The 13,421-nt window shown below is 35.0% G+C and carries 17 protein-coding genes and 1 pseudogene; 7 read left to right on the top strand and 11 right to left on the bottom strand.

Annotated elements, in window-relative coordinates; translation table 11 throughout:
- Positions 1–19: 19 nt before the first annotated feature.
- From artM to DES39_RS03885, 7 genes and pseudogenes are all read right to left on the bottom strand, one after another.
- Positions 20–694: an arginine ABC transporter permease ArtM gene (gene artM / locus DES39_RS03915; RefSeq protein ID WP_121144438.1), complete on the bottom strand. Its 675-nt coding sequence runs from the start codon at positions 692–694 to the stop codon at positions 20–22.
- Between the two features lie 8 nt (positions 695–702).
- Complete coding sequence (artQ, locus tag DES39_RS03910; RefSeq protein WP_121144437.1) at positions 703–1,461, bottom strand: arginine ABC transporter permease ArtQ; 759 nt, start codon at positions 1,459–1,461, stop codon at positions 703–705.
- 75 nt (positions 1,462–1,536) lie between these two features.
- Positions 1,537–2,265: a lysine/arginine/ornithine ABC transporter substrate-binding protein gene (locus DES39_RS03905; protein WP_121144436.1), complete on the bottom strand. Its 729-nt coding sequence runs from the start codon at positions 2,263–2,265 to the stop codon at positions 1,537–1,539.
- Positions 2,266–2,292: 27 nt separating this feature from the next.
- Positions 2,293–3,021: an arginine ABC transporter ATP-binding protein ArtP gene (gene artP, locus DES39_RS03900; protein ID WP_121144435.1), complete on the bottom strand. Its 729-nt coding sequence runs from the start codon at positions 3,019–3,021 to the stop codon at positions 2,293–2,295.
- 132 nt (positions 3,022–3,153) lie between these two features.
- Positions 3,154–3,786, bottom strand: a pseudogene (locus DES39_RS03895) (ElyC/SanA/YdcF family protein); the annotation flags it as partial.
- Between the two features lie 9 nt (positions 3,787–3,795).
- Positions 3,796–4,485: a CidB/LrgB family autolysis modulator gene (locus tag DES39_RS03890; RefSeq protein WP_121144433.1), complete on the bottom strand. Its 690-nt coding sequence runs from the start codon at positions 4,483–4,485 to the stop codon at positions 3,796–3,798.
- Complete coding sequence (locus tag DES39_RS03885; RefSeq protein ID WP_121144432.1) at positions 4,482–4,928, bottom strand: CidA/LrgA family protein; 447 nt, start codon at positions 4,926–4,928, stop codon at positions 4,482–4,484. The genes DES39_RS03890 and DES39_RS03885 overlap by 4 nt, the downstream gene beginning before the upstream one ends.
- 533 nt (positions 4,929–5,461) lie before the next feature.
- On the opposite strand from DES39_RS03885, the gene DES39_RS03880 reads away from it, so the two are divergent.
- The 3 genes from DES39_RS03880 (at position 5,462) to DES39_RS03870 (ending at position 7,826) form a co-directional block, all read left to right on the top strand.
- The gene (locus DES39_RS03880) at positions 5,462–5,833 is read left to right on the top strand and encodes a YbaN family protein (RefSeq protein ID WP_121144431.1); all 372 of its coding nucleotides are present in this window, start codon (positions 5,462–5,464) and stop codon (positions 5,831–5,833) included.
- A gap of 68 nt (positions 5,834–5,901) precedes the next feature.
- Positions 5,902–6,615: a YoaK family protein gene (locus DES39_RS03875; protein ID WP_121144430.1), complete on the top strand. Its 714-nt coding sequence runs from the start codon at positions 5,902–5,904 to the stop codon at positions 6,613–6,615.
- A gap of 122 nt (positions 6,616–6,737) precedes the next feature.
- A complete protein-coding gene (locus tag DES39_RS03870; RefSeq protein ID WP_121144429.1) occupies positions 6,738–7,826 on the top strand; it encodes an AI-2E family transporter in 1,089 nt (362 codons plus the stop codon).
- Positions 7,827–7,893: 67 nt separating this feature from the next.
- Here the strand turns inward: DES39_RS03870 and bcp are convergent, their stop codons facing one another.
- Positions 7,894–8,367, bottom strand: coding sequence for a thioredoxin-dependent thiol peroxidase (bcp, locus tag DES39_RS03865; protein ID WP_121144782.1), 474 nt, complete (start codon positions 8,365–8,367; stop codon positions 7,894–7,896).
- Positions 8,368–8,396: 29 nt separating this feature from the next.
- A complete protein-coding gene (gene hemL / locus DES39_RS03860) occupies positions 8,397–9,680 on the bottom strand; it encodes a glutamate-1-semialdehyde 2,1-aminomutase (RefSeq protein WP_121144428.1) in 1,284 nt (427 codons plus the stop codon).
- A 275-nt stretch (positions 9,681–9,955) separates the two neighbouring features.
- Between hemL and erpA the strand changes: the two genes are divergently transcribed.
- Complete coding sequence (gene erpA / locus DES39_RS03855) at positions 9,956–10,294, top strand: iron-sulfur cluster insertion protein ErpA (RefSeq protein ID WP_121144427.1); 339 nt, start codon at positions 9,956–9,958, stop codon at positions 10,292–10,294.
- A gap of 44 nt (positions 10,295–10,338) precedes the next feature.
- On the opposite strand, the gene DES39_RS03850 is transcribed toward erpA, so the two are convergent.
- On the bottom strand, positions 10,339–10,854 hold the full coding sequence (locus DES39_RS03850) for a GNAT family N-acetyltransferase (RefSeq protein WP_121144426.1): 516 nt from the start codon (positions 10,852–10,854) through the stop codon (positions 10,339–10,341).
- A 215-nt stretch (positions 10,855–11,069) separates the two neighbouring features.
- Between DES39_RS03850 and DES39_RS03845 the strand changes: the two genes are divergently transcribed.
- Positions 11,070–11,327: a DUF1289 domain-containing protein gene (locus DES39_RS03845; protein WP_121144425.1), complete on the top strand. Its 258-nt coding sequence runs from the start codon at positions 11,070–11,072 to the stop codon at positions 11,325–11,327.
- A 35-nt stretch (positions 11,328–11,362) separates the two neighbouring features.
- On the opposite strand, the gene DES39_RS03840 is transcribed toward DES39_RS03845, so the two are convergent.
- Entirely contained in the window at positions 11,363–11,698 is a 336-nt protein-coding gene (locus DES39_RS03840) for a zinc ribbon domain-containing protein YjdM (protein WP_121144424.1), read from the bottom strand.
- Positions 11,699–11,827: 129 nt separating this feature from the next.
- Between DES39_RS03840 and DES39_RS03835 the strand changes: the two genes are divergently transcribed.
- Together DES39_RS03835 and DES39_RS03830 are read left to right on the top strand one after the other, a co-directional pair.
- The gene (locus tag DES39_RS03835; RefSeq protein ID WP_342773773.1) at positions 11,828–12,085 is read left to right on the top strand and encodes a zinc ribbon domain-containing protein; all 258 of its coding nucleotides are present in this window, start codon (positions 11,828–11,830) and stop codon (positions 12,083–12,085) included.
- Positions 12,086–12,200: 115 nt separating this feature from the next.
- Positions 12,201–12,989 carry a hypothetical protein gene (locus tag DES39_RS03830; protein ID WP_121144422.1) on the top strand — a complete coding sequence of 263 codons (789 nt, stop codon included), beginning with the start codon at positions 12,201–12,203 and terminating at the stop codon, positions 12,987–12,989.
- The last annotated feature ends 432 nt before the right edge of the window (positions 12,990–13,421 follow it).

Below are 13,421 nucleotides of genomic sequence, written 5' to 3'. Positions count from 1 at the left end.
TGTGGAAGCTTGACGACAATTAAATTCGTTCAAATTTTAATGCTCGCCATTCAATTAATCGCATAATAACACTTAATAGCCCATTAATAACTAAATATATTAAGCCAGTTAATATCAAAATCGAAAAATCATAATAGCGACCATTTAATAGCTGATTATAGCCCATCACATCCATTAGGGTGATAGTCGATGCCAACGCGGTTCCTTTAACGACAAAAATAACTTCGTTAGAATAAGATGACATTGCACGTTTTAGGGCATAAGGTAAAATAATTCGTAGCGATTGAAACTTAGTCATTCCAAGTGCGGAGCATGCTTGCCATTGACCTGATGGCACGGCTTTTAGTGCGCCATAAAAAATTTGAGTCGTATAAGCGGCGCTATTGAGCGATAAAGCCAGATAAGCACAGAACCAAGGTGAAGATAATAAACTCCATAAATGGGGTAGATATTGCTTAATTTGATTAAATTGTGCCGGACCATAATAAATTAAAAACAGCTGGACCAGTAAAGGTGTGCCGGTAAAGGCAATTAAATAAGCGCGAATCACTCTATTTAAATATTTTTTATTTAATGAGAGCAAGAGCGAAAGGATAATCGCTAAAAGACAGGCGGTAAATATACCTGCTACACTTAATGATAATGTAACAGGGAGGCCTTGTAATAATGTTAAGAAGTAACCTTGAAGTGTCATATTAGCACCTATTCCTTAACCAAATGTTGTGGTTGTTCAAAATATAATGAACGTTTCTCTAATGCATCAAGAATTTTTTGACTGATCATTGAGATAACAAGGTAAATGGCGGCGGCAATTAAGTATCCTGTAAATGGTTGATTATCACTCGCAATCGTCGTTTTAGTTTGTAGCATAATATCGTTTACGGTAATGAGCGATACTAAGGCGGTATCTTTTAATAAAACTAGCCATTGATTACCAAGTCCAGGCAATGCATGACGCCACATTTGCGGAATGATAATACGTCTCAAGGTTCTTGATTTACTCAGTCCAAGCACCTGAGCTGCTTGGATTTGACCTGTTGGAACCGCTTTAAATGCCCCGCGAAGAGTTTGCGAAGCATAGGCGGCATAAAGAAGGCTAAGTGCAACAATACCACAAAAAATAGGGCTAATATTAAAGTCAGTAATCTCAAGGTGGATAGTCCACTGGGTAAAATAGAGAGGAATGGTGATATCCATACCGCCATTTAATATGTTATCAGCAATAAAAATCAATAATAGTGGAATACCATTATAAATAGCAATGACCACTAAAATTTCTGGTAAGGCTCGAATGATAATAACAAAAATCGATACAAACCAAGCAAGTGGCTTAAATCGTGCTAGCTCTAATAGCGTTATCATAAATGCCAAGACTAATCCAAATACTAGTGAGATTAGTGCTATGAGTAATGTTGTTTTAGTCGCCTCTATTAAAGGAAACTGGTTAAGTAAATCAAACATAATAAATTATTATCAAGCCATAAAAAAAGAGCGCCGCATAACGCGGCGACAAAAATTGATGTCAGTTACGAGCAATTATTTGCTAAACCACTTAGCATAAATTTCATCATAACTACCATCATTTTTCATTTCGGTTAATGTGTTATTAAATTGTTCAAGCAGATCGGTGTTACCTTTACGAACGGCAATACCTAATCCTGAACCAAAGTACTCAGGATCAACGACTTTTTCACCAAGATCAACTAAGTCGCTATCTTTTTTCAACCATTCATCAGCAACAGCGGAATCACTGAATATCGCATCAATTCTACCGGCTTTTAAGTCAAGAACAGCATATTGATAGCTGTCGTAGCTGACAACTTCAAGTTGTGGAAATTTGTCCATTAAGTATTTTTGATGAGTAGTACCGTTTTGAATACCAACGCGTTTACCATCAAGCTGATCAATTGCATTAAAAGCTCCTTTTAAGGTTATAAACTGCGCGGAGTTATCATAATATGCTTGCGTAAAATCGACTTGTTCGCTTCTTTCCGGCGTAATATCAATACCAGATATTGTTGCATCAATACGACGTGTTTTTAAACTTGGAATTAAGCTATCAAAAGATTGATTCACAAATTTACAGGTATATTGTAAATTCGCGCAAATTTTATTGGCAATATCAACATCAAAACCAACTAATTGGTTATTTTCATTGTTATATTCAAATGGTGGATAAGTCGTTTCCATACCAAATGTAAGATCTTTTGCTGATACACTAAATACAGTACCGGCTAATGCAATGGCGAGTAACGCTTTTTTCATGATTTCACCTTAATATTCTTTAATAAATTAATGAGATAAATACATTTGGAACGCTTTAGAACAAGGATGAATAAAGCATGAATTATCACCTTCTTCAATGATTTTTCCTTTTTCCATATAAACAACACGTGATGCAACTTTTTTAGCAAAATCAACTTCATGTGTGACAATAATTTGCGTGATTCCTGTTGCTGAGAGTTCATTGATGATTTCAGCAACTTGTGCGGTAATTTCTGGATCTAGTGCCGCAGTGGGCTCATCAAACAGTAAAATTTTAGGTTCCATCATTAAAGCTCTAGCAATGGCAACACGCTGTTGCTGACCGCCGGATAGGTGGAGCGGATAACGTAGCGCCATGTTATCTATTTGTAGTCGCTCTAAAATTTTTAAGGCTTTTTCTGTCGCTTCTGCCTTATTCATATTTAATACCTGACAGGGCGCTTCAATCAAATTGTCTAAGACAGTGAGATGTGGCCATAAATTATAATTTTGAAAAACCATGCCAACATTGGTTCTTAATGAGCGGATTTGTTGTTCAGATGGTGGATGACTGAAGTCAAAATGTTTGCTCGCAATCGTCATGTCGCCAGAGCTCGGCACTTCAAGCAAATTAAAAACTTTTAATAAAGAGCTTTTACCGGCACCACTTGGTCCAAGTAAAACAATTGTTTCACCCAATGGATAACAAAGTGATATATCGCATAAAGCCTGATGCGAACCATAAAAGCAATTAATATGGTTTAACTCAATATTCATAATCTAGCTATAACAATCTCAAATTTTTTACTGACTAAATATTACATTTTCTTGCATAAAAATGCAATCTAAATTACGACAATATTCCGCTATCTAATGAGATTTTATTGAGGTGTTTTCTGGTTCTGTCTCTGCGACTATCGGAAGCAAAGGGCCTAAAAATTTGGGTTCTTTCTTTAAGATATAAAGATCAAAAAATGTCATCAGTCTGGCAAACATTTCACGAACGCGTATCATTTGAATGTTATCTGGTGTTGGGACAGCAAAACACTGTGCATCAATCCCCTGATATTGGGCAATAAATAGGGCTCTTTCACAGTGAAATTGCTGAGTAATAATGGTAAAATGATTCGCATCAAACACTTTGTTTGCTCTCACAATCGAATCTAGCGTCCTAAAACCCGCATAGTCAAGTACGATTGCAGAATTAGGAATGCCTGCTTTTAATAAATCGCTGCGCATCATAATTGGTTCGTTGTAGCTGTACATGGCATTGTCGCCACTAAGTAATAAGTAATCAACTTTTTCTAGCCAATAAAGATCAATTGCTCCATTAATTCGGTTTTTATAAAAGGCATTAATGCCACCACCTTTGATATATTTTGATGTGCCCAATACGACACCCACCGCGTTATGAGGGATGGCGTCATAATCTTCATAGATATAAGGCTTGGTTTTGAGACTAATCCAATAATCTAATGAAAACACTATTACAGCTAAGATAATGAGCAAACAAACTAGGTATTTTAGTGCTTTTTTTATCATCTATTGCCTTTAAAACCAGGTGTAAATTGTAACCATTATTGGGAATAAAAAGGGCGCTGCCAGCGAGGTGATTATACCGCATAACACAAGTGCTAAAGAGCTGTAAGCTCCTTCGTGATAATCCACCTCAATGCATCTTGCTGTGCCAACCGCATGAGCAACACTACCAATTGCAAGTCCTCTAGCTGCAGCAGATTTGATTCTAAACAAATTTAGTAGTTGGTGACCAAAAATGGCACCAAGAGTACCAACAAGGATGACACATAAGGCTGAAATTGACGGTAATCCACCTTGACTTTCAGAGATTGTAACAGCAATTGCAGTGGTAACAGATTTAGGTAAAATAGATGCCGCTATTTCAATATTTCCGCCCAGCCAAAAGGCAATGCAAACACCTGATATCATTGAGGATAATGAGGCAACTAAGGTAATAAACATGATTGATTTCCAGCGTGACTTGATTTGTGGAAGCAATTCATAGAGTGGATAAGCAAGTGCCACAACTGAATAAGGCAGCAGTTCGTGTATCCAACGTACGTTATGAAAATAGTCGCTATAAGCTGTATTGGTTAAGAGCATAATCGGAATCAAAACAATTACGGCAATAACGAATGGATTAAATAATGGGCTCTTGATTTTAATCGCAAGTTTACGAATAAATAAGTACACAATAATAGTTAGAGGTAGCATCCAGATCATTTAGCCACCTGCTGATGATGTTCATGCCGCTTTTGCGATCTGTTTTGCATATACTGTGTTAACCAACCTATAAAAATCATAACAAGGCAAGTACTCGCAATGCTACTAATGAGAATTGGCGCCCAGCTATGAATAAGATAAACATAATTATCCATAATTCCCATTGCAGCAGGGATAAAAAGTAGTGTCATATAGCGCATAAAAATATTACAACCGTTACGCACCCACTTAGTTGGAATAATCTGAAAAGCCAGCAAAAAAAATAAAATCAGTAGTCCAATAATACTACCAGGAATCGCAATTGGAATTAAGCTTGAGATGTAATTTCCTATCCAAAGGCAGAGAAATAAAATCACAAAACCGCGTCCATAGCTGAAAAGAGTATAATATAAAGAGTATAAACGGTGGCGTAATGTCGCATGCCGAGCTAAAAAGTGTTTCATGGTCATTCTTTATCAATAAAAACCGTTCTTTTATGAGCTTATCATACGCCTTTATCAATCAATGTGCAAAATTATCGCGGTATATTGTTAGGGGATTGGGTGATGCCGCAACTGACATTTATGTATCTTACATTGATGTTTAGGTATACTTAAGATGTGACGAGTCAATTAATAAAAATAAGAAGAAAATATAAAAATTCTAAATCTATTATTAAATACCAACATATTGAATGTGCACTTAATAGAACTTATATACGGAATTCTCAATATGATTTTTAGGGATAATTAAAGCCTTTTAGATAAAAGGTTTTTAGATATATGCCAAAGGCTAGTTAGTAAGTTAATAATCAATCAATACCGACAAAATATCAGCATTTACTGAGGTAATTATAGGTAACGATAGGAATGATAATATTGCCTCGGTAATTACAATAGGTATAATGATTAAACAGCGATCTGACCATTAAATTCACACTGTTGATGCGATGAAATAATAATTTATTGAGTAGTTATTAACACTTGGGCACCTTATTATGAAAAAAATCATTTTTATTGTATTGGGGTTTTTATCATTTGCGTTGGGCACGGCTGGTATTGTAATCCCCTTATTACCGACGGTGCCTTTCTATCTATTGACCGCTTATTTATGGTGTAAAAGCTCTAAAAAATTACATTCTTATTTAATTAACTCTCGTTATTATAAAAAATACATTCATGAAACGTTGGTGGAAAGAAAAGTGACACCCAAAAAGTTGATCAAGATGTTATCAACCCTCTTTATTATTTTACTCATTCCATTTATTGTGTTTGATTCGCTCCATGTCCGTATTGTTTTAGCTATCGTCTTTATTGCTCACATCATTGCAGGCTACTACTATTTTATCCGTAAACCAATTAAAGCATGATGCTTAATTGAGTATCGGTCTAAAGTGAGTATAATATCGTCATAATTTATTCTTAGCGTTTGGTTATTATGATTCATTTGACCGATAAAAATTCCCCTCTACATGAAAAATTAGAAATTGGGTTACTGTTGGCAATTGTCGGCGGTTTTTTAGATGCTTACTCTTTCTTGTGTTATGGCGGCGTATTTGCTAATGCTCAAACCGGTAATATGGTTTTATTAGGTATTTCGTTAATTAATGGTGATTATATTAGTTTTTTTCATTATTTAATTCCCATTATTGCTTTTTCGCTTGGTATTTTAGTTACCGAGTATTTATTAAAGCATCTATCTGGGTATTTTTATATTTGGATATTGATTATCGAAATCTTGATTTTATTTATCATTGCATTTCTACCTGAAAATATGCCACAAGTGATTGTCACAGCATCGATTTCACTGATGTGTTCGATTCAAATCGGCAGTTTTCGTAAAATTTGTGGTGCGCCTTATACCAGTACAATGTGTACTGGCAATTTGCGTTCAGCGATGGGGTTATTGTTTGTTGCCATGACAGAAAAAGACAGTAACGCTTTGGTACAAAGTTTACGTTACTTAGTGATTATTTTATTTTTTTGTATTGGTGCGGTTGTGGGAGCTATTTTTGTTGATTGGTGGGGTAAATTATCAGTATTAATCTGTTGCTTATTATTTTTTATTTTATTGTTGCTCATTATTAAAGATTTGATCCATATTAGAAGCAAGCAACAGCAACTCGATAAATTGTTAAAAAGTCAGGATTAATCAACTGAATGGGTTAAGCAAGAATACGAACGATAATCCAAGCTAGATTTTAGTGTTATAAACGATGATGAATGTAACGGCATAATATCGTTGCAATTTTAGTATTAAGGAATAGAAAAATTATGTTAAAACTACTGATGGATTGGTACCGTAGGCGATTTAGCGATCCCAACGCAGCATCGTTGATGATTGTGATTATATTGTTGTTCATCTCAATCTACTTTTTTAATCAAATATTATTACCGGTGATTATTGCGATTGTATTGTCCTACTTGTTAAATACACCGGTTAATTTACTACACAAAAAAGGGATACCCCGCACGCTTGCGGTGACGATTGTCTTGTTGTTATTTATTTCTGTCGTGTTACTGGGTATGATTATTCTGCTGCCACTGATTTGGCAACAAGGCGTAAGCTTGGTCAGAAATATCCCTAACATGTTGACCTTTTTTAATAATTTTTTAACCACTTTACCCGAGCATTATCCGGAATTAATTGATGTGGGATTATTTGATACGATTATTCAAGGGGTGAAAGATAAAGTGGCACAAACGGGTAATTCATTATTGCAGTTTTCAATTGTGTCAATTTTCAGCTTAATATCTGTGATTTTCAATGCCGTCATGGTTCCAATTATGATGTTTTTCTTATTAAAGGATAAAGACACGATTTGGAACTATTGCTCTAAATTGTTACCACGTAATCGTAGAGCACTAAATAAAGTTGCGGCGGAAATGGATAAACAAATTGCCAACTATATTGTGGGTAGTGTGTTGCATATTATTATTTTATTTTTACTGGCTTATGGCGTATTTTGGTTCTTAGGCCTAGATTATGCGTTATTGTTAGCTTTTATCGTCGGTATTTGCGTCCTGATTCCTTATGTTGGGATTATTATCTCAACGATTCCAGTTATGATTGTGGCGATATTCCAGTGGGGCATTAGTGCTGATTTTGGCGTATTTGTACTGGCTTATGTAGTGATTCAGATGATTGATGGTAATATTACAGTGCCTCTTTTGTACTCAGAAAAACTGAATTTACACCCGTTGGTGATTATTTTAGCAACGTTGGTTTTTGGTGGGTTATGGGGATTTTGGGGAGTATTTTTTGCTATTCCGCTTGCGACATTAGTCAAAGCAATTATTAATGCCTGGCCAAAAAATGATAGCGAGAATAAAAAGTTATCTACTAGTTATACTAAAGCTTGACATGATTTATTCGTAATTTATATAAAAAAGCGCGTTAATTCGCGCTTTTTTTAATACTGGAATAATATTATTTGGTGTGTTCTTTGAGATAATTCAAAACAATATCATGATGATTGCTGGTCTTGAAGTTATCAAAAATATGTTCAACCGTACCATCTTTAGCGATTAAAAAACTGATTCGATGAATACCATCATAAGTTTTACCCATGAATTCTTTTTCGCCCCAAACTCCGAATTTTTGTGCAATTTCATGATTTTCATCAGAAAGAAGGGTGAAATTTAATAGCTCTTTTTCAATAAAACGCGATAGTTTTTCGGGTTTATCAGTACTAATCCCAAGGATGGTTACGTTATATTTTTTGAACTCTTCAACATGGTCTCGTAAATTGCATGCTTGCACCGTACATCCTGGTGTCATTGCTTTTGGATAAAAGTAAATCAGAATACGTTGATTCTTCAAATCTTGAGAATTAATATATTCACCATCTTGATCGGGAAGTGAAAATTGCGGTGCTTTTTCACCTACTTTAAGTGGGTTAATCATATCATTATTACCTGTATAATCATTGGCTATTTTAATGTTTTAAAAAATCGTTTTGCTGCATCGATGGTTTGATTAATTTCGTCATCTCCATGGGCAAGGGACATAAATCCTGCTTCAAAAGCAGATGGTGCAAAATAGATACCTTCCGATAGCATATGATGATAGAATTTTTTGAATAATTCAACATCACTTTTCATGACATCAGCATAAGTTGTGACGTCTTTTTGAGTTGTAAAAAACAGGCCAAACATGCCACCGACATGATTGACAACAAGTGGCACGTTAAATTGGTTTGCTGCGGCTAAAAGGCCATTAGCAAGTTTTGCCGTTAGGCTATCTAATTGTGGATATACGCCTACTTGAGTTAATAAATTTAATGCTGTATAACCGGCTGTCATGGCAATTGGGTTACCCGATAAGGTGCCAGCTTGATAAATAGGGCCAATTGGTGCAAGTTGTGCCATGATTTCAGCACGGCCACCAAATGCTCCTACCGGCATACCACCACCTATAACTTTACCTAAGCAAGTTAAATCAGGGGTAATGTTGTAATATTCTTGTGCACCGCCTAATGCAACGCGAAATCCTGTCATGACTTCATCAATGATGAGCAAAGCTCCATATTGATCACATAAATCACGTAAACCTTGTAAAAAATCAGGTTTAGCCGGTACGCAGTTCATATTTCCTGCGACGGGTTCGACAATGATAGCGGCGATCTCATTAGGATATTGTTCAAATGTTTTTCGTACCGATTCGAGATCATTATAGTTACAAACTAGGGTATGTTTAACAAAATCAGTCGGTACACCAGGTGAGGTTGGGTGACCTAAGGTCAAGGCTCCTGATCCTGCCTTAACCAATAAATAATCAGCATGACCATGGTAACAGCCTTCAAATTTGATAATTTTATCACGTTGTGTAAATCCTCTCGCAACACGAATTGCGCTCATCGTCGCTTCTGTGCCTGAATTCACCATCCGTAGCATTTCGATTGAGGGCATAATACTTGTGACTAAATTGGCTAATTCAACTTCGATTCCAGTCGGTGCACCATAGCTTAATCCTTTATGAACGGCTTTACACACAGCATCGGCTATATCGGGATTATTATGACCTAAAATCATTGGGCCCCACGAACCAACATAATCAATATAGGCTTTACCATCAGCATCATAAATATAGGCGCCATCTGCTTTTTCAATAAAAAGCGGGGTACCACCAACACCATTAAATGCCCTGACTGGTGAGTTGACTCCACCAGGCATGACAAGCCTTGCTTGCTCATAGAGAGACTGTGATTTGTTCATTATGAATTCTCATTGCAACATAAAGTGCGTATTTATTCATAAAATTAATGAGAATTCAAGCGTCTTAATAAGTAATTAACGAATTTTACTAATTGGTTTTATTTGCAGTTTGATATTTAGTCCTGCATTATATTGTAATATAATAGACGTTTATTCAATGATTCAAATACCGTTATCGCTTATACTTTGCGCTCAATTTTGCGGTAACTGAAAAGAGTAGTTAATAATGTGCTGTTTCTAATGAGCGTTAGAATAAAACAGTGTAGGAGAAATCAATGAGCGAAGCATTACCGTTAGTTTTTACTGATGCAGCAGCAAATAAAGTAAAATCACTAGTTGAGGAAGAGCAAAATCCTGATCTAAAATTACGTGTTTATATTACAGGGGGAGGTTGTAGTGGTTTTCAATACGGTTTCACCTTTGATGAGAAAAATAATGATGGTGATTTAATCATTGAAAAAAATGGTGTGGCGCTGGTTATCGACCCGATGAGTTTGCAATATCTTGTTGGCGGGACAATCGATTATGTAGAAGGTTTACAAGGTTCTAGATTTGTTGTTGATAATCCAAATGCTACCACAACGTGCGGTTGTGGCTCATCATTTAGTGTATAAGCAGGCTCATTTTCATCTCTTACCAATTATTGTAAGAGATGAGGTTACTTAATGATACTTTTACCTAAGATTATTAAGTCACGCTTAATCTTATCCAATTCGGCCACTTTGGGTAAATGTCCCCATTGTTCGTACCCCAATTTTTTAAATAATGCTAAGCTTGGAGCATTATGACCAAAAATATAGCTTAGTATTGTTTCAATACCTTGTTGCTGAGCAAATTGTTCGAGTTTATAGGCAGCATATTGTCCCACTTTTTGACCACGATAATCAGAATGAATATATAGGCTAATTTCAACCGTTTTATCATAAGCAGGTCTGCCGTAGAATGTTGATAAACTGATCCAACCACATGGTAAATCGTTGAGCCAAATTATCCATAATGGTCTTGTTTGCGGATTATGAGAGTGATACCAGTTATGGCGACTGTCGACAGTTATTGGCAACGTATCTGCTGTTACCATTCTACTTGCAATTGTTTGATTATAGACCTCGACAATAAAGGGAAGTTCACTCTCTTTAGCATCGGAAAAACGGATATTTTTTGTTAAGTTATTCATGTTAAACTATTTCGATAATAGGGTAATGAATTATTATGTCGTTAATTGTTGAGATAGGGAATAGGGTTAGTCAAATTATTTGTCTTTGGCTGTAATTAATGATGAATGTACATTCACAGCTTAACTTCAGCAATAATCGGTTAAAAATTATTACTGTCTTTACCATTTATCGATATACTATTTTGCATAATCTCTTTTAATCAGTGTGGCTATATATGGCTAATCAGATCGAAATTTTTGATATTGCAAATCCCTGCAGGCGTGTGTGTGAAACTGACAAACAGGGGTATTGCTTGGCGTGTTTTCGTTCTCGTGAAGAGCGATTTGGTTGGTTAACCTTTTCGCAAGAGCAAAAACAAGACGTTTTACGCTTATGCCGTCAACGGGTATTACGAAAACGTTATAGTTTATATCAACAACAAAAAGCATTATCAGAGCATCGAGATGAGAGCGTGCAACTAGATTTGCTTTAAAACTGATTTAAGCCACAGTGATAAAACAAAATGCATCAAGCTTTTTTAACAAAGCAGGCTTTTAGCATTACCTTCATACCGTCCATTTTACAGTCGATTTCATGATCACCATCAACTAAACGAATTGCTTTCGCTTTTTCACCTTTTTTTAATACGGTAGATGACCCTTTTAATTTCAAATCTTTAATCAAAATAATATCATCGCCATCGCTTAGTAAGTTTCCATTACTGTCTTTAACGATTAATGTATCGTCATGTGTTACTGCTGCATTAGGATCCCATTCGTGAGCACATTCAGGGCAGATATAGAGTGAGCCATCTTGATAGGTATGTTCTGACTGACAAATAGGGCAATTAGGCATTGATTCCATCGTTTTAATAACACCTTTAAATAAATATAATAAATGTAGTAGATACTATAACAAAAAAACCAATTTAAGTCATGTTATCGACATTGAAATGTGATGTTATCAGGTGTAGCATGAATACTTAACGATACCATGCTGGATTTGATTATGAAAATGTGCATCGCCTGCGGTATGCCAATGACTAAAATTGCAGATTATCCGTCATATGATATATCGAGAAACTATTGTAAATATTGTGCTAAAAGTGATGGGACCATGAAAACGTTCAATGAAAAATTAGCGGATCTAACCCTACGATATACGCAATACCACAGTATGAATTATGCTGTAGCAAAACAGACGGCGACAGTAATTTTAAAAAAACTACCCGCTTGGAAACATAAATGGTAACGATATATAATTTAAATGATATTTAATCCAAACATTTTATATCAATTTTGAGACTAGTTATTATAATGATTGCTAAAATAACCCTCCGAAGATTTCATAGCGTGGTCAATCCTGTATGGCAGTAAAGATAATAAAAAACTTAAAATGCCCTAAATGTAGCAGTACACAAATAAATCGCATTGCAGAAAATTTTTTTCATTGTAATCAATGCGGTAATCGTTATTATGGTAGCACCGAGGTTGATGGATTACTTGTTAGTTCAACTCTCCCAAAAAAATCAACCAATTTGTTATTAATATTGGTAACGGGTTTTGTTATTTTTGGTGGGGTATTTTTATTAATCCAAAAATTTACAATGTCAACTGGGCATAATTACCTGACAGATAATGCTAATCAGTTAACTGAAGGTTCACAAGCACCTCGTACTGCTTATGTAATATACCAAGATTTAGATGAACAAAATAGTGTATTACTGCGGGCAGATTTTATGACGCAAAATCATAGTGACAGTGATCAAAATATTCTTAGAGTCGAAAAGATTGGTGGTGAATTATTTGGTTATGATAAATCAAGTGGTAAAATTATTGCTAATTTGTCACTTTTAAGTCTAAGACCATTATCTATTGATGCTGCAATTTTATATGTTGATACTGATAATATCATTGTTAAAAATAAAGTTAAATCTGGGTATCAACTAGAAATGATAGATCTTTTTTCTGGTGATGTGCTTTGGACATTGGCAGAAGAAGAGGTGCCCGGTATTAAAAATTTGACAGGCTTATATTCTGACGAGAGTCATAGCGGTATCAAATTACTGAATGATAATTTCCGATTAACGTTACCACCAAGCTATTATGTTTTTGATAAAAAAGGCAATATTATTGATTTTGGTAAACAAAATTAGATAAAAATAATTGCAATATCACACATAGCTAATTTGTATATACAGATAGTAACCCGATCTATATCGGGTTTTTTTATATCACTATTGATTGATACATTTTGTGACACACTCTCAAACTCATCTTAATTTACCAAAGTTATCACACTGCCCGTCTATTATCTTGATTAATCAAGCTTAATCGTTTCAGTAGGCACTAAACAACCCATCTTTTCTTCATCTTTAATCAATACTATTTCTATTTTTACAATTGTAAATAAGCTTGGAGCGATAAATTAAATTATAGAAATACAATTTTATAACTAATTGTAATATAACATTTTATGTTTGATATTGAATAATACTAATTAGTGTGATGATTTACTTATTTCGATTATCGATATAATATATCCAAATATTGAAATAATAGATAAATCAATCATCTTGATTAAGAGA

This window comes from Orbus hercynius (assembly GCF_003634275.1).
Classification (GTDB): Bacteria; Pseudomonadota; Gammaproteobacteria; order Enterobacterales; family Orbaceae; genus Orbus; species Orbus hercynius.
The sequence above is the reverse complement of the archived record's forward strand: the minus strand, read 5'-3'. Positions and strand labels throughout refer to the sequence as shown.